The sequence below is a fragment of the Halobellus inordinatus genome (assembly GCF_024464655.1).
Taxonomy (GTDB): domain Archaea; phylum Halobacteriota; class Halobacteria; order Halobacteriales; family Haloferacaceae; genus Haloquadratum; species Haloquadratum inordinatus.
The window spans coordinates 93,551-113,348 of the sequence record NZ_JANHAV010000011.1; the positions used below are offsets into that span (position 1 = coordinate 93,551).

Here is a 19,798-nt window from a genome sequence, read left to right on the forward strand (position 1 = left end):
GTGAGTATAAACCCAGGTGCCGTCCGGTGACGTGTGGTGTCCGCTCTGCCGTCCCGTTATCCGAGACAGAGTTCGGTCACATCGAACAGTATTCAACAGTATTCGAGAGAGTACAGTGCTGTCGTCGGATTCGAAGCGGGGAATCGCCGAAACCACCGCCGAAATATAAGTAGGTGGCCGATGCAGAGAGGGTATGGTTCGAGTACTACTCGCACTCGACGACGACATCCCGCAGGCGCACGCACAGACGAACGCGATCGAAGATATGGTCGAGACGGCCAGCGGCGCGGAAGTGTTCATCCTGCACGTCTTCAGCGACAATCCGGAAGGCGCGTCAGTCCAGCAGGTCGAAGCCGTCCGCGAAGCCCAGGACCGACTCGAAGCCCTCGGTGTCGACGTCGAACTGCTCGAAGCGAGCGGGTCGCCCTCCGAAGAGATTCTGGAGTACGCAGCGGAGTACGACGTGGATCAGATCTGCGTCGGCGGTCGAAAGCGCTCGCCAGCGGGGAAAGCCCTCTTCGGCAGCGTGACGCAGGACGTGATTCTCGGGACACACAAACCCGTGCTCGTCTGCGGAAGCGAAGAGGAAGACGAAGAGTAACTCGGCGCAGGGTCGATCGGCCCCGGTCCCGTTCGCCGCTCGTCCGAGATATCCGACGACGACCGTCGCTACTGGTCGCCGATCGCCGAGTCGAGGTTCCGTTCGAGCGCCTCGACGCTCCGACGGATCTCTGTGACCTGTTCGGTCTGTTGTTGGTTCGCCGCCGCGAGTTCTGCGACTTCGTCGGCGATCCGTTCGACGCCTTCGACCGTGGTGCCGAGCATCGCAGAGATGTCTTCAGCGCTCGTCGCCTGCTCGTCGGTCGCGGTCGCGATCTGCTCTAACTGCTCTGAGACGTCCGCGATCGCCGACTGGATCTCCCGTTGGTTCTCGTTGACCGTCTCGATCTGGCGTTCGATTTCGTCGACCCGTTCTGTGGTCCGTTCGATGCCGTCGATCGTGTCGGTCGCGATCGTCGCGATCGACTCGACGAGCCCCTCGATCCGATCGGCTTCGGTCTTCGACTCGGCCGCAAGCGACTTCACTTCGTCCGCGACGACGGCGAATCCGTCGCCCGCTTCGCCGGCTCGGGCCGCTTCGATCGACGCGTTCAGCGCGAGGATGTTGATCTGATCCGCAATGTCGTCGATCACGGCGACGACGTCGTCGATCTCTTCGACGCGTTCGGCGAGGTTCGCGGCGTCGTCGGCCATCCGGTCACTCGCGTCGGCGACATCTTCGACGGTCCGTAGCAGTTCCGCGGTCGACTCCTCGGACTCGGTCGCGAGATCGGCCGTCTCGGAACTCTGTGAACTGATCGTCTCGACGCTGGCGGCCACTTCCTCGGTCGTGGCGCTGAACGTCTGGATGTCGTCGTCGACCTCTCTGACGTGTGCCGCTTCCTGTTCGGCGACGTCGGCGATCACGTCGACGTTCGTCGTGACCTGTGAGGACGCCGCTTCGAGTTCGCCGACCGTATCTTCGAGGTCCTCACTGACTTGTTTCTGGACGTGCTCCATCGACTTGCGCTGTTCGACGATGTCCGTCACGCGGCTCACGACCTCGAACGCGCCGACGACGTCGCCGTCGGGAGCTGACAGCGGGATGCCGGTCGCGCGGACGTGCCACTCCTCTCCCTCCTCGTTAGTCCCGGACCTGATCTCTGACTCGCGGACGGTTTCGCCGGTGCGAGCGACCTCCTCGGCGAGCGTTTCTGTCGTGCTCTCAGTGCCGATGATTTCGTTTGCGGGTCGCCCGAGCACTTCCTCAGGGGAGAGACCCATAAACTCCGCGTGCTCGTCGTTCCAGTGAGTCAGTCGGCCGTCGTCGTCGACGACGAGCACCGGCTCGGGAAACTCCGCGGCGAGTTCGTCGAAGAGGTGTCGCCAGTAATCGCGTTCTGCGCGATACCGCTCGGCCTCGTCGTAGTCGTCCGGGACGTCCGGAGCGAGAGAGGCTGTCTCGATCGGGGGTGATTGTGTCATTGCGAGGTGCGTATCCGTGTCACTATTTAACTGATTCGCACAGTTTTCACAGCTGATATTCGTATCTGGCCCAGGGGAACGCCGCTAGAGGGTAGTGCACGAACGGGGGACTCGTTTCTGCGGTGGCTCGACAGCGCAGACGCTACTCGTAACTCCGCCGCTTGACGAGCGCAGTGGCCTCGTAGCTGACGACGACGTCGTCCTCTTGGTTCAGCCCCTCGAAGTGGGTAGTGACGTAGCCTCGGTCGTCGTGTTCCGAGGACGGACGTTTGTCGATGATCTCGGTATGGAGCTGTAGTCGGTCGCCCGGTACAACCGGTTCGCGCCAGCGGATGTTGTCGGCACCGACGCCGGCCAGCGCCGCCAGCGGGTCGGGATCCTCCGTGAGCAGTCGCATACACATCGCCATCGTGTGCCATCCCGAGGCGACGAGTTCCCCGAAGACCGAGTCTGCGGCGGCCTCCTCGTCCGTATGAAACGGCTGAGGGTCGTACTTTCCGGCGAACTCCTTGATCTCTGCTGCCGTCACGTCGTAGGCGCCGAACGTCGCCATCGAACCGACCTCGACGTCCTCGTAGTACCGCATATTCTTCGCACGCTCGCCCACGACGAAAACCCTTCGACCCCCGGAACGGGTAGGGGCGGGGCCGAGCGCGAACTACGTTCAGCGGCGGATGTGCAGCAGCGTACCGCAAAGGTTTACGTGGGGTAGTCCGAACGGTGTGGTATGGCGCAACAGTTCGACCTCGAAGAGGCTGCTGAGGAGGCTGAGGACCTACCGGACCCGCGAGAGATCGTCTCGAAGGACGAGGAGATCCCGATCGAAGAGCTGTTCGACGAGGACTTTATGCAGGAAAACACCGACTTCGACACCTTCGAGGAGATGGTCGCAGCGAGTCCCTCCGACGCGACGTCGGTGGACGACCTCGAACTGGTGCCCGACGGTGAGTGGGACGAGTTCGTCGCCGAGACCACCGTCTTCGACGACGAGGAGGAGATGGTGTTCGCCGTGCGCGACCACTGGGTCGCCGAGAAGCTCGGTCTGAACTAACCACGCTGGCCGGCGGCGCGGATCGCGACGCCATTTTCACGCCGACAGCGCTCGCTGTATCCAACAAAAACGGCCGTGTTCGGCCGTCTCCGCCCGAGTCAACCACAACGATTATGAGGTACGTGTGGTAACAGATGCATAGACACGATGAGTTCAAACGATGCCGACCAGCCAGTGTTGATCGCCGGTGCCGGACCCACCGGAATGACTGCGGCCCTCGCGCTTCACGCCCGCGGCGTGCCCGCAGCGATCATCGAGGCGGACTCCGAAGATCGTGACCGCGCCGGCAGCCGCGCGATCTACGTTCACGGATCGACGCTCCGGACGCTCGAACGGATCCACCCCGGACTTGGAACCGACCTCGTCGAGGAAGGCCTCGTCTGGCCGACCCGTCACACGATGTGGCGCGGCAAGACCGTCTTCCGACGCACCTACGATAACCCCGGCGGCGACGGCGAGATCCCGCACTTCACGAGCCTGCCGCAGGTCGTCACCGAGGAATATATGCACGAAGCTCTCGACGAAGTCGGCATCGACATCCACTGGGACGCCGGCGTCGAGAGCGTCGAATCGACGCCCGACGGCGTGCACGTCGAGACCGCAGACGGCCAGGAGTGGGAGACGCCGTACCTGATCGGTGCCGACGGTGGTGGCTCGCAGGTCCGCAGAGAGATCGGTGCGGAGTTCCAGGGTGAACAGTCCGAGAACTCCTTCATCATCGTCGACGTCGAGACGCTCGACGACAACACGATCGAAGAGGAGCCGATCCCGTTCGAGCGCCTGTTCCACTACGACTCCCCCAACGCCGACGGCCGCAACGTGATGCTCGTGCCGTTCACCGGCGGCTGGCGGCTCGACATCCAGTGTCTCGGCGACGACGACCCCGAGGAGATCTCCAGCGACGAGCAGATGCGGGAGTTCGTCGGCGAGATCATGGGCGAGGAGTACAAGGACAACATCCAGTGGACCTCGACGTACAAGTTCCTACAGGTCCAGGCCGACACGTTCATCGACGAGCACCGCCGCGTCCTGCTCGCCGGTGAGGCCGCACACCTGCTCGCGCCGTTCGGCGCCCGCGGGATGAACTCCTGCGTCGCCGACGCCGACGAGGCCGCCTCGGCCGTCGCCGTCGCGACGCGCTCGAACGACGCCGTCGCTCGCGACGAGGTCGAACTCTACGCCGCCCGCCGAGAGCGCGCGGCCGAGTACAACATCGAGGCCGCCGGTCAGGCGCTCGATTACCTCCAGGGCGACACGCCCGTCACCGTGCTCCGCAAGGAGGCCGCGGCGTCGCTCGCAGATTACTTCGAGCCGGCCGGCGAGTACCTCGACGACGCGCCGTACGGTCCGCACACCCCGCCGCCGATCGCCTCGACCGGCCGCGGAAACTACTGAATCGCCCGCGTCACATCGGCGGTCGAGATCCGCCGTTCGTTTCTGACCCGGCAGCGAGGAGCGCAGCTCCGCAGGTCCGTCTCGTGTAGACGGTAACTCGGGTCGCGATCTGTCGTCTGTCTACTATGTGTCCAAAAGAGACGAGTGAGCCGACGGCTCCCCTCAGTAGTTCCGGTAGATGAGATCGCGCTGAATCGCGCCGACGCCCTCGTAGATCATCGGCATCCTCGCGTCGCGATAGACGCGAGCGATTCGGTTCTCGTCGAGGAGGCCCTGTCCACCGTGGAGCTTCATCCCCGTTTCGGCGCACTCGGCGGCGACCTCAGTGGCCTTGGCTTTCGCCATCGCGGCCCACCGCTCGGCGTCTTCGCCTGCCATCACGTGTTCGACGGCTCGCCAAAGCAGCGCCCGGGCGCTCTCGAACTCCATCCGCATCTCCGCGAGATCGTGCTGGACCGACTGGAAATCCGAGACGGTGCGACCGAACTCCTCGCGGTCGTGAACGTAGTCCCACGCCTCTTCGATGGCGGCCGCGGCGAGTCCGATCCCTTGGGCGGCGACGCGGACGCGCCCGTGGTTGAAGAACTCCGCGACCATCCGGAACCCATCACCGCGTTCGCCGATGAGGTTCTCCGCGGGCACGCGGCAGTCGTCGAACGTGATGTGAGCCTGCTCGGATGCGCGCATCCCCATCTTCTCGGGGATGTGCTCGGCCTCGTACCCCTCGGCGTCGGTTGGGACGATCAAGAGCGAGTGGTTGCCGTGTCGGTCGTCGGTGTCCTCGGTGCGGACGTAGACGGTGATCCAGTCGCCCGAGATTCCGTTCCCGATCCAGTACTTCTCGCCGTTGATGACCCACTCGTCGCCGTCGCGGTGGGCAGTGGTTTCCATCCCGGCGAGGTCGCTGCCGGTGTCGGGTTCGGAGATTGCCATCCCGGTCCGCTGATCGTACTCGGCGATGGATCTGAGGTAGGTCTCTTTCTTCTCTTCGCTGCCGAACGCTTCGATGATGTTGGTCCCGAAGCTCTGACCCATCAACGCGAGTCCGATCCCGGCGTCCGCCCGGAAGAACTCCTCGGCGGTCGCGACGACTTCCGCGAGCGAGCGCCCGAGCCCCCCGTAGGCGGGGTCGATTTCCTGCGCAACGAGTTCGGCGTCGCGTCCGGCCTCGACGACGTCGACCGGGTACGATCCCGACTCGAAGTACTCGGCTGCGACGGGACGGATGTGTTCGTTTGCAAACGAACGAGCCTGCGATTTCACGTCGTGTGCGTCCTCGGGGACGACGGCATCTGTGAGTATATCGGATTTCATATCTTTGTGTTGTGGTGTTTAGTATTCGTAATCTATTTTCGTGGACTTTCGGTCACTCGTCGAGCGGGAGTTCACCCTCTGTCTCGATGAACTGCTCGCGGAGGTCCTTCTTGTCGAACTTGTGCGTCGTGGTCTTGGGAATCTCGTCGACGAACCGGAAGACGTCCGGGAGCCACCACTTCGGGAACGTGTCGAGCAGGTGTTCCCGTAGTGACTCCTCGTCGACGGCTGGATCTTCGGTCACGACGAACGCGACCGGCCGTTCCTGCCACTTCTCGTGCGGCACGCTGACGACGGCCGCCTCGGCGACGCCGTCGGCGTCGATGAGCGAGTTCTCTAGCTCGACCGAGGAGATCCACTCGCCGCCGCTCTTGATCGCGTCGTCGATGCGGTCGACGATGTCGAGGTAGCCGTACTCGTCGATCGTGCCGACGTCGCCCGTCTTGAACCACCCGTCGTCGGTGAACGAGTTCGCGTTCGCGTCGGGGCGCTCGAAGTAGCCGTCGGTGAGCCACGGCGACCGCGCGTGGATCTCGCCTGGCGTCTCCCCGTCGTGCGGAACGGGATCGCCGTCTTGGGTCCGCAGGCGTATACGCGCACCCGGCGCGGGGATCCCAGCCTTCCGCTTGAGTTCGTAGCGCTTCTCCTCTGGGAGGTCCTGCATCTCCGTCGTCTCGAAAGTGTTCGCCAGGTGCGGCGAGGCCTCTGTCATCCCGTAGCCCTGGTAGATGGGCGCCTCGTACACTTCCTCGTACTTCTGCATCAGCGACGCCGGCGGGGCGCTCCCGCCTGTCAGCACGCGGTCTAAGCTGTCGAGCGGTTCGCCTGGGACGGATTCGAGGTAACTGTCCATCTCGATCCAGATCGTCGGGACCGCGGCCGCGGCCGTCACGTCCTCGGCGTCGATGAGGTCGGCGACGTCCTGGGGGCCGGTGTGTTGCCCCGGTAAGACCAGCTTCGACCCGTAGAACGTCGCCGAGTACGGGAAGCCCCAGCCGTTGACGTGGAACATCGGCACGACCGGCATCACCGTGTCGTTCTCGCCGACGCCGAAGACGTCGACGTGGCCGTGGACCAGCGTGTGCAGGAACATCCGCCGGTGGCGGTACTGGACGCCCTTCGGGAGGCCCGTCGTTCCCGAAGTGTAACACAGCGCGAACTCGCGCTCTTCGTCGAGTTCGGGCCAGTCGTACTCGGTGTCGTAGCCCGCGATGAACGACTCGTAGTCGACGACCGATTCCAGCGAGGTCTCGGGCACCTCGTCGTCGATGACGACGTACTGCTCGACGGTTTCGAGGTCGTCGGCGATGGCCTCGACCGTGTCGAGGAACGCGGGGTCGACGAACAGCATCTTGTCCTCGGCCTCGTTGATGATCTCGACGAGGTGGTGTTCCGGCAGCCGGTGGTTCGTCGTGTGGATGCTCCGGCCGCTGCAGGAGGGTCCGAAGTACAGTTCGTAGTGGCGGTAGTGGTTGACCGCCATCACCGACACGCGATCACCGAGGTCGAGACCGTAGTCGTCGAGTGCGTGCGCGAGCTGGCAGATGCGCTCGTAGGCGTCCGCGTAGGTGTAGCGGTGGAGCGAGCCGTCTGAGAGCTTCGAGACGATCTCTTTGTGGTCGAAGAGATCGACCGCGCGTTGCAGGAACTTCGTGATCGTGAGCTCGTAGTCCTTCATTGCTCTGCGGGCTCGAATCGGTAGAACACTCGTTCCTGGTCGGTCGGGCCGTCGATGTCGACGATCTTCAACTGCACGGGGTCGCCGATTTCGAGGTCGTCGTACTCCGCGTCGTCGATGCGAGCCGACAGGCGCACGTCGCCGATGTCGACGACGCCGACGACGAACGGTACGTCGTCTTCCATCCCGATCGGCGCGCCCGCGCGGAGCGTCGAGAACGCGAACAGCGTCCCCTCGTGTGGCAGGTCCACGTATTCGAGATCGTCGCTCTGGCACTCCGGACAGACGATCCGGGGCGGGAACTGCAGGTCGCCGCAGTCCCGACACTGCGTCGTCGTCAACTGGCCGTCGCGGAGATTGTCGTAGAACTCGTGGATCTCCGTGTTCGCCTCGTCCTGCAGCTCGTAGAAGTCGAGCAGTCGCGGTAGCTCGATCGTCTCCGGAATCTCGACGACGTCTCTGTCCGTCCCGTGGTCGTTGTGGTTTTCGTCGCTCATTGTGGTCGCCCTCGCGCGAGAGTCATCACGCTGTGCACCGAGGCGCTGCCGCTGAGGTTGTGGATGAGTCCGGTCTCGGGGTCCGGCACCTGCCGTTCGTCCTCGACGGTTCCGCGGAACTGATTGAAGATTTCGAGCGCCTGTGAGACGCCGGTCGCGCCCAGCGGGTGCCCGCAGCCGAGCAGCCCGCCGCGCGGATTGACGCCGATGTCGCCGTCGAGTTCGCTGCGCCCGTCCTCGATGAACTGTCCGCCTTCGCCCTTCTCGACCCAGCCGAGGTCTTCGTACTCGATGATCTCGCTGATCGTGAAGCAATCGTGGACCTCCGCGACGTCGAGTTCGGCGAGCGGGTCGTCGATCCCGGCCTGTTCGTAGGCCTGCTCTGCGGCGGTCGTCGCCTGCGGCCACGCCGACATCGACGGGAGATTGTTGATGGAGTTGCTCGCCATACACGCCTGACCGCTGCCCGTGATCCAGGCGGCCTCGTCTGTCACCTCGCGGGCTTTCTCTTCGCTCATTAGGATCAGCCCGGCCGCGCCGTCGGTGACGCCGCTGCAGTCGTACAGACACAGCGGCGGCGACAACTCGAAGGAGTCGACGACGTCGTCGACGGATATCTCCTTTTGGTAGTGCGCGAACTCGTTGTGGGCGGCGTGGCTCTTGTTCTTCGCGCTGACGCGCGCCATCTGTTCGCGCGTGGTGTCGTACTCGTGCATATGCCGCTGGGCGATCATCGCGAAGTACGGCGGCGCGTTCAGCCCGTTTACGCCGTCGAACTCCCGGTCCATCACGTTCGTCATACTGGCCTGCGTCTCGGCCATATGCTCTCGCGGGAGGTTCATCTTCTCGACGCCGAGCACGAGCGCGGTGTCGAGTTGCCCGGACGCGATCGCCAGCCAGGCGTAGCGCAGCGCGGCCTGCCCGCTCGCGCACGCGAGTTCGGTCCGCGCGATCATACTGTCGACGTCGACGCCGAGGAGTTCCGCCACCATCGGCGCGACGTGCGTCTGGAAGGCGAACCGTTCGGGCTGGACGGAGCCGACGAACAGGCCTTCGATGTCTTTCGGTCCCACATCTGGGACGTCATCGAACGTCGCCTTGCCGGCCTCCTGAATGAGGTCCTTGTAGCTCGCCTCGCGGACGCCCCACTTCGCGTGGCCGCCGCCGACGATGCCGACGTTACGCGTCATCTCAGTCACCCCCGAAGTCCGGCTCTCGATCCTGGTTGAACGCCGCGACCCCTTCGAGCATATCGTCGGTGGTCGCGAGCAGGCCGAAGGCCTGACTCTCCATCGCGATTCCAGTCTTGAGGCTCGCGTTCTGCCCCTCGGTGATGACGCGCTTTGCCACTTCGAGCGCGGTCTGCGGGCCGTTCGCGAGGTCGGAGACGACGTCGTCGAGCGTCTCCTCGAACTCGTCCTCGTCGAGAGCGCGGTTGAGGATGCCCCAGTCTTCGGCCCGTTCGGCTGAGATCTGCATCCCGCGGTAGACCATCTCCTTCGTCCGTGGTTCGCCGATGAGGCGGACGAGCCGCTGGGTGCCGCCACCACCCGGGATCAGTCCGAGGTCGATCTCGGGGCTGCCGAGCGTGGAGCCTTCGGTCGCATAGCGGAGGTCGCACGCGAGCGTGATCTCTAGCCCCGCACCGAGACAGAAGCCGTCGATCTTCGCGATCGTCGGTCGCGGATAGTCGTAGATCGCTTCGACGGTCTCGTCGACGGTGGCCAGTTCCGTCGGCTCGGCCGTCGTGAAGCCGGTGATGTCCGCGCCGGCACTGAACGCGCGGTCGCCCGCGCCCTCGAAGACGACACAGCTGACTTCTTCGTCGTCGACGGTGTCGAGCAGGCGCTTGACCTCGTCGAACATATCCGTCGAGAAGGCGTTGAGTCGTTCTTCGCGGTCGAAGACGACGTTGAGGACGCCCTCGTCGGTCAGTTCGTGGCTCACGTAGTGGTAGGGGCCGCCGTCGCTGTAGTCGTAGAAGCCCCGCCCAGCGTCCTCGCCGGTGTGGCCATTCTCGACCAGTTCGACGAGATACTCGGCCGGCTCGTAGCGCTCCGCGCCGGTCCGCTCGTGGAGGTCGCGGAGCTTTTCCACCACTCGATCGAGCCCGAGTTTGTCCGCGGTCCGGCAGGTCCCTTCGGGGAGGCCGCCGCCGAGACGCATTCCGATGTCGATGTCCTCGGGGTCGGCGACGTCGTCACCGATCAGCTTCGCCGCTTCGTTGATCATCCGGGCCTCGATGCGGAGCGTGTCGACGCCCTCGCCGTCTGTGGGTTCGTACTCGACGCCCTCGCCGTCCTCGTAGTCGTAAAAGCCCTTGCCGGTCTTCCGGCCGAGGTCGTCGTCTTCGACCCGGGACCGGATCGAATCCGGGACGGGCATATCCCACTGGTCGCGGGTGTGGGTGAAGATGTCGAGGCCGCCGAAGTCGTTGAGCTCGAACGGTCCCATCGGGTACCCGCGCTGGAAGACCATCGCGGCGTCGACGTCTTGGATGTCGACGTCGCCCTCGTCGAGCATAAACCCGGCTTCGCCCATCAGCGGCGTCAGCACGTTGTTGACGACGAACTGGGGGACGTCCTTGCGGACCCGGATCGGCGTCTTCTCGAGCGACTCGACGAACTCGATACCCGCGTCGACGACGTCCGCTCGCGTCTGTTCGCCGGAGACGACTTCGACGAGGTCCATCTTGACCGGGGGATTGAAAAAGTGCATCCCGCAGACGTACTCGGGTCGGTCAGTGGCCATCGCGATGTCGCTGACCCGGAGACTCGACGTGTTCGTCGCCATAATCGTCTCCGCACCAGTGGCGGCGTCCACGTCCGCGAAGACGTCGCGCTTGATGTCGAGATCCTCGGGCGCGGCCTCGATCACGAGGTCGGCATCGGCGACCGCGGCCTCCAGATCGACCGTCGTCGAAATCCGATCGAGGACGGTGTCTGCGTCCTCTTCGATCTGGTTTTTCTCTGCGAGTTTGCCGAGACTCCACTCGATCTGCTCGTACCCGTCCTCTACGAGTTCTTCTTCGATATCGCGCATCACGACCTCGTAGCCCGCAATTGCGGCCACTTCGGTGATTCCGTGGCCCATATTGCCGGCTCCGAGAACCGCGACATTCTCGATTGCTTCGTCCATCGAGTGATAGTTCGGAGCTACCATAATTAATTTATCGGAGGTTTGCAGTATAATGTGGAAACAGTGGCCGCCGAAATCGGCACGCGGATAAAGGTACGCGGATCTCGTACGGTAGTATGTGACAGGGGTCGTGGAACGTGCCCTCCAGTTTCGCGTGTCCGCGAGTGACACCAAATTTGTACGAGATGTACTGTTCCGTCTCCGTACGATATACTCGGACGCTTTCAGGGCGCGTATTGGTAGTTGACCGAGACGATGTTCGCAGACTTTTGGACCTCTCTGACGAACTCGTCTCGCTGCTCGTCGTCGAGGAGTCGATCGCTCGGACAGACGATCCCGACCGAGCCGAGAACGCGATCCTCGACGCGGACGGGTGCCGCCACCGCGCCCATCCCGACGACCTGCTCGTCACGGTCGATACTGTATCCCCGCTCGCGGACTGCTTCGAGTTCGGCGGTCAGTTCCTCGGGATCGGTGATCGAGTTCGCGGTCTGCGCTGGTAGCCCGCGCGTCTCGATGATGCGCTCGATGGACTCCTCGCCGAGATGGGCCAGAATGGCTTTGCCACCCGCGTGTGTGTGAATCGGGGTCCGGAAACCGGGATAGATCCCCAGTTGGAGGGAGTCCGATCCGAATTCCGTGTGGAGAATAACGAATTCGCCCCGCTCTTCGACGTTGACGCTGGCCTGTTCTCCGGTCTTTTCCACCAGACGTTCGAGTTCGGGTTTAGCGACGTGAAATAGCCGATTCCGGTACTTCACCTGGCCACCCAGTTCGAGCAGTTGGAATCCGAGCCGGTAGGTACCGTCGTCGTTGACCACGTAGCCCATCGTTCGCAGCGTCCGCAGGTAGTCGTGGACGGTGCTCTTCGGGAGATCGAGTCGTCGTGCCAGGTCGGCGACCCCGACCTGTTTCTCCTCTTTGAGTACTTCCATTATCTCGAACGCTCGTTGGACCGTCTTCAGCGGTGGTGTGTCGTCGCTCATTCTTACGCTGTGCATCAGACTCGACGGACCTAAAGACACCGGTTATTTCGGACAGTACGTCGGTCGAATCAGAGGAGCCACTCTCGCGACGAAATTGGTGTATAGAGGTTCCTTTTCCGTACTAAGACAGGACTAACAGACAGTGTGGCCCGACAATCGGATCGGCTAATAGTAAAGAAGCAGACGCGCTGAGTGTGAGAAAGTAGAGTTAGGATTCCGTCCGACATCCTCAGACGCTACGCTGGACATTTCAGACACACGTTCTGGCCAGAGGTGATGGGGCGCTTGCGGTTGTCCGGCAACGAACGCGGCCCTCCCACGTGCCGAACGCAGACGTGATTCGGCGAACTGTCAGCCGTTCACCGAGGCGAAGGCTGTGGACCTTTCGTGGCCAGGACGTGCGGAGAATTATTACTCGGAATCGTGTTTCGTCCCACGGGTCGGTCAGCAAATTAACCCCACCACTGTCGCGGGGTCCTAACGGAAGTACAATTGTTATTCTCTCCGTGACGGAACGTCTGGAGCGAAGGACGTGTCCCACTCTTGTCCGGCGTCTCTGATCGGCGCATTCCGGCGGTTTGGGTCTGGGTGTGGCACCGGCCGTCCAACGCTGTTCGGCGATATTGGACACGAGACCGACGAGGGCATCTGTCCGGGGCCAGATAATAGTACACAAAGTATATATACGCAAGAGAAAATAAGACAGGTATGGCTACATCCGAGCAACTGACTGACTCCGCTCACTTCTCGGTCGAGAACATCGGTGGGATCGACCAGACTGAGATCGATATTCCGCCCGGCGTGACGGTTCTCACCGGTAAGAACGCGACGAACCGGACCTCCTTCCTCCGATCGATTATGTGTGCGATGGGGAGCCAGCGGGCCTCTCTGAAAGGCGACGCAGACGAGGGTCGCGTCGAGATGACGCTCGACGGCGACACTTACGAGCGAACGCTCAAGCGAGTGGGTGACGACGTCACCTTCGAGGGCGACGGCTACCTCGACGATCCCGAAGTTGCCGATCTGTTCGCATTCCTGCTCGAAACCAACGACGCCCGGCAGGCGGCCGCCCGTGGCGACCAGCTTCGTGACGTCATTATGCGACCTGTCGACGTCGACGCGATCCGCGCGGAGATCCGCCGACTCGAAACCGAGAAGGGCGACATCAACGACGAGTTGGCTAACATCGAGTCGCGAAAGCGCGACCTCCCGCAACTCGAACAGCGGCGCAACACCCTCCGTGAGAAGATCGAGGACAAGCGCGAGGAACTCGCCGAGCTCGAAGACGAGATCGACGACAGCAGCCGGGACGTCGAGCAGGGACGGAAAGAGCAGGCCGAGCTCGAAGAGAAACTCCAAGAGCTGCGGCAGACCCGCTCGGAACTCGAAACCATCCGCCGCAAGATCGAGCGCCAAGAGGAGAGCATCTCGTCGCTGAAGCGCGAACGCAGCGACCTCGAGTCGGATCTCGACGATCTGCCGGAGACGCCGATGGGCGACCACCGGGACCTCGAATCCGAGATCGATCGGCTCCGTACGGAACGGCAGGATCTGAACACGGAGATCAACGAACTCCGCAGTCTGATCCAGTACAACGAAGAGCGCCTCGAAGCCGAGGACTACGAACTGCTGCAGGATGGGGGCGCGGCCGCCGAGGAGAGCGGCGGCTCGCTCACCGACCAGTTGGTCGACTCCGACTCCGAGACGGTCGTCTGCTGGACCTGTGGCTCCTCGGTCGAGCGCGAGCAGATCGAATCGACGATCGACCGGCTGAAATCGCTCCGCACCGAGAAGGTCGACGCGCTCAACGACGTCAAAAGCCAGCTCGAAGAGCTGAAACAGGAGCAGCGAGAGGCGACCAAGAAGCAGCGTCGTCGAACCGAAATCGAACGCAAACTCGACGATATCGAGGCGGAACTCGACCGGCGTGACGAGCAGATCGACGCGCTGAAAGCGAACCGCGAAGGCCTGACCGACGAGGTCGAGTCTCTGGAGTCCGAAGTGGAGAGCCTCGAATCGGCGGACTTCGACGAGATCCTCACGCTGCACAAAGAGGCGAATCAGCTGGAGTTCGAGATCGACAGCCTCGAATCCGACCTCGACGACGTGACGAGCGAGATCGAAGAGATCGAAGCCGACGTCGAGCGCGCGGACGACCTCCGGGAACAGCGCACGGAACTCGTCGACGAACTCACCGACCAGCGGACGAAGATCGACCAGATCGAGGCCGAAGCGGTCGACTCGTTCAACGAGCATATGGAGTCGATCCTCGACCTGTTGGGATATGAGAACATCGAGCGTATCTGGATCGAGCGGATCGAGGACGCGGGCTCGACGAACGGGCAGACGCGCTTCGAGCTGCACATCGTGCGGACGACCGAGAACGGCGCGGCCTACGAGGACACGATCGACCACCTCTCGGAGAGCGAACGAGAGGTAACGGGACTGATCTTCGCGCTCGCGGGCTATCTCGTCCACGACCTCCACGAGTCGGTGCCGTTCATGGTGCTCGACTCGCTGGAAGCGATCGACTCCGACCGGATCGCCGCGCTCGTCGAGTACTTCGCGGACTACGCGGACTTCCTCGTCGTCGCGCTGCTGCCGGAAGACGCCCAGGCTCTCGACGACCGGTTCACGCGCGTGACTTCGATCTGAGCCCGGTCGGGACCGACAGCCCAGTACATTTTTCAGACCCTTCGGCGAAAGAACCCCAATGTCAAACACGACCGACAATCGACCATCGAGCAAGGTGGCGCGGCTGATCTCCGAATACGGCCTCGACGGCCTCGGAGACGAGCTCGAAGCCCGCTGGACGGGCGACGGCGTCGAGCGGACGAGCCTGCGCGACCTCGCGGACTACTTCAACGAACGACTCCTGGAGCAAGCCCTCATCGACGCCGGAATGAGCGCGCTCGAGAGCGATGTCTCCTCGACGTACGAGAATCTGACCGACGATGACGTCAGTACAGGTGTCAGAACAGACACGCGCAATCGCCTCGAACAGAACGGCGTCGACGTCGACGCGCTCGAATCCGACTTCGTCAGTTACCAGGCGATCAGATCGTACCTCACCGAGTACCGCGACGCCGAGTACCGGCGACTCTCCGACGAGGAGAAAGTGGAGAAGGACCTCCAGAGCATCCAGCGACTGATGACGCGGACGCTCTCCGTTACCGAAGAACGCATCGAGAAGCTTCGCGAGACCGGCCGGATCGACGTCGACGAGTTCGAGGTGCTCTTGGACGTGCAGGTGCTCTGTCAGAACTGCGGCGAACAGTACTCTATCTCGGAGTTCCTCGAACAGCGCGGCTGTGAGTGTCAGCGCGACTGACGCTGACTGTCGTTCACTCTGCACTCAGAGAGTTCCTGTTGGTTGCGCTAAAATTCGAGTTCGGCGGCGACCCAACGCAGAACGTATGTCGGACTCCGCGTCCCCCTGGACGGCTATCGTCGCGTTCGAAAGTGATTACGCAGCCGATCACGCTGTCGTGCAATTACGTTCGTGACGACGTGCGAATGATACGGAAGTTCTGTATATGAAAACAAATCTCGGAACACGACGCTGACTGAACGCCAATCGGAGTATGCAAACAACAGTACATCTGTTATTCGAGGCGCAGTTACGAGCGCTTTCAGTGACGGTACGTCATCGATTTTCCAGTAGAATATTAAATATGTTAGCGTATGAGCGAATTATTTACTAACTTCTACCACTACTTGCGCCCTAACATTTTGAGAAAATGCGCCCAAATCCTGATTTATCTAATTAATATCCAAAATCCATCTCTGGGCCAATTGTTTTGACATTGAAAATCCTCCACTTTCGTCGTAACTGCTTCAATCAGACAGTGATCGAACAGAGACTCGCTCTCCCGGCGCCGTCCTCCGGCACTACTCGACGTCGAGTCTGACATCGACGACGGCTGTACGGTCGTCAGTTCGGTCGGCGTCGTTCCTGGGGACCGTATGAAATCTGGTGTGACCTACGGCCCTCTCTGGGTTGGTCGTGTACAGGGGACACAGTCGAAAGACGAATATGTGCATAATGAGAGTTGTTGAATAATTCGCCCCCCGTCACGTGCATCGAATCCGGAACCGTCGACCACGTCGAAGTCCGAACATATATACAACCGATCGTCGATAACTCATCCGTGTTGAAACGGGAGCCAGCGGCGGGGGGCACAGCGCGGCGATGACGAACGTCGCTACCGCTATCGTTCGTGACCGCGCGGCCCTGTCGGTCCCGATCGGGCTCGTTGCAGCGGCGGGTGTGCGGCTCGGAGCGCCGTTCGATCCCGCAGGGGCGACGATGCTCGCCATTACCGCGTTCTGCATCGCGCTGTGGATCGGAAACCTCATTTCGCCCGCCTACACCGGCGTACTCTGTCTCGGACTCGTCGGCCTCGCGTTCTCGCTCGACCTCGCTCTCTCGGGGTTCCGCTCGCCTGCGACGTGGCTCATCGCGTTCGGTCTCGTGATGGGCGAGGCGACCCGGCGGAGCGGACTCGCCGAGTGGACGGGCCGCTGGATCGTCCACCGCGTCACGGTCGATGACCCCGCTGCGCATCCGGTCCGGACGTACCGTCGCTTACTGGCCGGCCTGTCGCTCGCCGGACTCGCTCTCGTCCTCGTGATCCCGGTCGGGATCGTCCGCGTGCTCGTCCTCGCGCCGGTCGCACTCGAAGTCGGCGACCGGTTCGACGCCCGGGACGCGAAGCTCGGGCTGTTCTTCGGTCCGATTCTGATCACGTATCTCGGGACCGTCGCGGTGCTCACCGGTGGCTCGCCGAACATCGTCGTGCTCGGGATCTTCGAGTCGATCACGGGGGCGTCGATCGCTTGGACCGAGTGGTTCGTCCTGCTCTTTCCCGTGATGGGCGTCGGTCGACTGCTCGTGATCCTCGGCGTCGTCTACGCGCTCTATCGGCCGCAGGCCGACTGGACGATCGAGGAACAGACGTCGACGTTGCGGTCGATGACGGGTTCCGAACGCCGGATGCTCACGTTCCTCCTGGCGGGCGTCGCCCTCTGGGTGACTGACGTGTTCCACGGACTGCACCCGGTGTACGGCGCGATGTTCGTAGCGGTGCTCGCGTTTCTCCCGGGAATCGGCATCGCGGATTTCGAGGACACCGTCGGCGATATCGACTTCTCGATTCTGTTCTTCATCGCCGCCGTGCTGGCGATCGGCGAGGGGCTGACTCGGACGAACGTCGCGTCCGCACTCGCCGAACGCCTCCTGACCATCGTCCCGACTGAGGCACCGCTTTTTGCGGTGCTCGCGATCGTCTTTTTGTTTACGGTGGGGCTGATGTTCGTCATCAGCGGCTTGGCCGCTGCGAGCGTCGTGACGCCCGTCGTCGTCGCGTTCGCCGCCGATGCGGGCCTCCCAGTCGTACCGATCACGTTGACGGAAGCGGTTGCGCTCCAGATGCCGTTCTTCCCCTATCAGTCGGCCGTCCTCGTCGTCATCTTAGCGTACGAAATCGTCGAGGCGCGAGAACTGATCCGCGTCGTCTCCGCGGTCACGCTCGCGACGATTCTCATCTTGGTGCCGATCCAACTCGGAATCCTGGCGATGGCCGGGTGAGTGACGGACGCAAGCACGTGACGGCAGCGTGCGCGTGAACACTGCTCGCGATCCGTGGGCGACGGGTTTTTGTATTCGCTTGCGTATTTGCGTACGATGCTACACGCACACGGATCGCTGCTGACGGTCGACGTCGGCGACCGCACAGCGGAGACGACGAACATCGACGAGGAACTCTCGGAGTTCATCGGCGGTCGCGGCGTCTCGACCAAGTTGGCGCACGACCGGATCCCCTACGACGCGGATCCCCTCGCCCCGGAGAACCGGGTCTACCTCGCCTCCGGGCCGCTTCAGCAGTCCTCGATGAGCTTCACGGGGCGGATGAATATGACCGGCCTCTCGCCGCTCACTGACGGGATCCTCTCTTCGAACGCCGGCGGCTACCTCTCGCGAAACTTCGTCGGCACCGGCCACTCGGTCGTGGAGGTCGCAGGCGCGAGCGACGAACTCCTCGCCGTGCACGTCCGCGACGACGGCGTCGAGTTCGAGGCCGTCCCCGAACTGGAAGGGGCGACCGTTCCCGAGGTCACGGAGGCGATGAACGAGCGCTACGGCCTCGAGAGCGAGAACCTCGTGACGATCGGTCCGGCGGGCGAAAACGAGGTCCGGTTCGCCTCGGCGATGACCTACGACGAGCGCGCCTTCGGTCGCGGCGGACTCGGCGCAATCTTGGGCTCGAAGAACGTCAAGTGTCTCACGTTCGAGGGCGACTCCGCGCCCGAGATCGAGATGCCCAACGAGGACGTCCAGATGGACGTTCACCGCCAGGCCGCGACCAGCGACGACATCTTCCGCCGACAGGGGACGACTCATCTCGTCCAGATTCTCAACGACAACTTCTCGCTGCCGACGCGATACTTCTCGGAGCTCTCCTTCGAGAACGCCGAGAAGATCAACGGCGACCGCGTCGAGGAGAAGAAGTACAAGAAGGCAGCCTGTTCGGTGTGCGCGTTCGCGTGTAAGCTTCCGACCCGCGACGAGGCGAGTGGGCTGGAGACCGAAGGGCCGGAGTTCGAGACGATTATGGCCTTCGGCAGCAACTCCGGCGTCGACGATATCGTCGACGTGATGAAGTCCAACGATATGTGCGACGACCTCGGGATGGACACCATCTCCTGCGGCAACACCATCGCCGCGTACCTCGCCAGCGAGGACGAGTTCGGCAACGTCGAACTGATTCACGAACTCGTCGAGAAGATCGCCTACCGCGAGGGCGTCGGCGACAAACTCGCAGAGGGCATCGACCGCATCTACGAGGACCTCGGCGTCGACAACTGGACCGTGAAGGGAATGGACTTCGCCGCCCACGACGGCCGCGTCGTCCACGGCCAGGGGCTCTCCTACGCCGTCGCGAACCGCGGCGCCGACCATATGTACTCGACGACGATGATCGCCGAGTACAACGACGTCATCCCCGCGGAGGGTACCGCCGGCAAAGCGGAGTTCATCATCGACAACGAGAACCGCAACGCCGTCCGCGACAGCGCCGTCCTCTGTCAGTTCGGTCTCGGTCGCGTCATCGAAGAGGAGATCTTCGAGGCGCTCTTCGACGTGGACTACGAGGACCTGCTCGCGGTCGGCGATCGGGTCGTGAACCTCGAACGGCACTTCAGCAATCAGCGCGGCCGCGACGCCGACGACGACACGCTCCCCTACGACCTGCCCGATCTGGAGTCCTCGATCCAGGAGTACTACGACCACCGCGGCTGGACGGACGACGGCGTCGTCCCCGGCGACCTCGTCTCCGAGTACGCGCAAGCGGACTGAGCTCGTCTCCCGCGTCTTTCTTCTCTTGTTTTATGAGCATCAACGGCGCTGTCTGAAGGCGTCTCTACCAAATAGACACGTCCCGGATGCTCGCAGGGACATCGCTCTGTGACGACGAAAATGGACAGACGCTGGATTCGGGAGTCCTCGTTCAGTCGTCGGCTGCTTCGGGCTCCATCGACTGGTAGCGCTCGCGGAGGTGGTGGCTTTCCTGATCACTCCAGTCGTCTTCGTCGGTGGGGACGAAGTCGTACTGGCGGCGGGCGTGTGAGCCGGCTTTGCCGCCCCACCAGACGAACGTGTCCGAGCCGTCTTCGGGCGTCCAGGTGATCGTCTCCCAGTCGGGATCGAAGATGA

16 protein-coding genes are annotated in these 19,798 nt (G+C 62.9%); 7 read left to right on the plus strand and 9 right to left on the minus strand.

Annotation, left to right across the window (positions count from 1 at the left end):
* Window positions 1-193: 193 nt before the first annotated feature.
* Window positions 194-601: a universal stress protein gene (locus NO347_RS15970; protein WP_121570212.1), complete on the plus strand. Its 408-nt coding sequence runs from the start codon at window positions 194-196 to the stop codon at window positions 599-601.
* 68 nt (window positions 602-669) lie between these two features.
* On the opposite strand, the gene NO347_RS15975 is transcribed toward NO347_RS15970, so the two are convergent.
* Window positions 670-2,025, minus strand: coding sequence for a methyl-accepting chemotaxis protein (locus NO347_RS15975; RefSeq protein ID WP_256290667.1), 1,356 nt, complete (start codon window positions 2,023-2,025; stop codon window positions 670-672).
* Window positions 2,026-2,167: 142 nt separating this feature from the next.
* Window positions 2,168-2,611 carry a MaoC family dehydratase gene (locus NO347_RS15980; protein ID WP_256290668.1) on the minus strand — a complete coding sequence of 148 codons (444 nt, stop codon included), beginning with the start codon at window positions 2,609-2,611 and terminating at the stop codon, window positions 2,168-2,170.
* Between the two features lie 141 nt (window positions 2,612-2,752).
* Between NO347_RS15980 and NO347_RS15985 the strand changes: the two genes are divergently transcribed.
* Together NO347_RS15985 and NO347_RS15990 are read left to right on the plus strand one after the other, a co-directional pair.
* Window positions 2,753-3,076 (plus strand): hypothetical protein, encoded by a 324-nt coding sequence (locus tag NO347_RS15985; protein ID WP_256290669.1) that lies wholly within the window; start codon window positions 2,753-2,755, stop codon window positions 3,074-3,076.
* Window positions 3,077-3,223: 147 nt separating this feature from the next.
* Window positions 3,224-4,471: an FAD-dependent monooxygenase gene (locus NO347_RS15990; protein ID WP_256290671.1), complete on the plus strand. Its 1,248-nt coding sequence runs from the start codon at window positions 3,224-3,226 to the stop codon at window positions 4,469-4,471.
* 162 nt (window positions 4,472-4,633) lie between these two features.
* Here the strand turns inward: NO347_RS15990 and NO347_RS15995 are convergent, their stop codons facing one another.
* From NO347_RS15995 to NO347_RS16020, 6 genes are all read right to left on the minus strand, one after another.
* Window positions 4,634-5,785, minus strand: coding sequence for an acyl-CoA dehydrogenase family protein (locus NO347_RS15995; RefSeq protein WP_256290672.1), 1,152 nt, complete (start codon window positions 5,783-5,785; stop codon window positions 4,634-4,636).
* A gap of 52 nt (window positions 5,786-5,837) precedes the next feature.
* Window positions 5,838-7,463 carry a long-chain fatty acid--CoA ligase gene (locus NO347_RS16000; RefSeq protein ID WP_256290673.1) on the minus strand — a complete coding sequence of 542 codons (1,626 nt, stop codon included), beginning with the start codon at window positions 7,461-7,463 and terminating at the stop codon, window positions 5,838-5,840.
* Complete coding sequence (locus NO347_RS16005) at window positions 7,460-7,960, minus strand: Zn-ribbon domain-containing OB-fold protein (protein ID WP_256290674.1); 501 nt, start codon at window positions 7,958-7,960, stop codon at window positions 7,460-7,462. Before NO347_RS16005 ends, NO347_RS16000 begins: the two co-directional genes overlap by 4 nt.
* Window positions 7,957-9,150: a thiolase C-terminal domain-containing protein gene (locus tag NO347_RS16010; protein WP_121570220.1), complete on the minus strand. Its 1,194-nt coding sequence runs from the start codon at window positions 9,148-9,150 to the stop codon at window positions 7,957-7,959. Before NO347_RS16010 ends, NO347_RS16005 begins: the two co-directional genes overlap by 4 nt.
* Window position 9,151: 1 nt before the next feature.
* On the minus strand, window positions 9,152-11,098 hold the full coding sequence (locus NO347_RS16015) for a 3-hydroxyacyl-CoA dehydrogenase/enoyl-CoA hydratase family protein (RefSeq protein WP_256290675.1): 1,947 nt from the start codon (window positions 11,096-11,098) through the stop codon (window positions 9,152-9,154).
* Between the two features lie 224 nt (window positions 11,099-11,322).
* Complete coding sequence (locus NO347_RS16020; protein ID WP_256290676.1) at window positions 11,323-12,084, minus strand: IclR family transcriptional regulator; 762 nt, start codon at window positions 12,082-12,084, stop codon at window positions 11,323-11,325.
* A gap of 708 nt (window positions 12,085-12,792) precedes the next feature.
* Between NO347_RS16020 and NO347_RS16025 the strand changes: the two genes are divergently transcribed.
* From NO347_RS16025 to NO347_RS16040, 4 genes are all read left to right on the plus strand, one after another.
* Complete coding sequence (locus NO347_RS16025; protein WP_256290677.1) at window positions 12,793-14,739, plus strand: archaea-specific SMC-related protein; 1,947 nt, start codon at window positions 12,793-12,795, stop codon at window positions 14,737-14,739.
* Between the two features lie 58 nt (window positions 14,740-14,797).
* Window positions 14,798-15,415: a rod-determining factor RdfA gene (gene rdfA, locus NO347_RS16030; RefSeq protein WP_256290678.1), complete on the plus strand. Its 618-nt coding sequence runs from the start codon at window positions 14,798-14,800 to the stop codon at window positions 15,413-15,415.
* A gap of 861 nt (window positions 15,416-16,276) precedes the next feature.
* Window positions 16,277-17,674, plus strand: coding sequence for an SLC13 family permease (locus tag NO347_RS16035; RefSeq protein WP_256290679.1), 1,398 nt, complete (start codon window positions 16,277-16,279; stop codon window positions 17,672-17,674).
* A 96-nt stretch (window positions 17,675-17,770) separates the two neighbouring features.
* On the plus strand, window positions 17,771-19,441 hold the full coding sequence (locus tag NO347_RS16040; RefSeq protein WP_256290680.1) for an aldehyde ferredoxin oxidoreductase family protein: 1,671 nt from the start codon (window positions 17,771-17,773) through the stop codon (window positions 19,439-19,441).
* A 151-nt stretch (window positions 19,442-19,592) separates the two neighbouring features.
* On the opposite strand, the gene NO347_RS16045 is transcribed toward NO347_RS16040, so the two are convergent.
* Window positions 19,593-19,798: hypothetical protein (locus NO347_RS16045; RefSeq protein WP_256290682.1), on the minus strand; the 206-nt coding region annotated here is incomplete at its 5' end.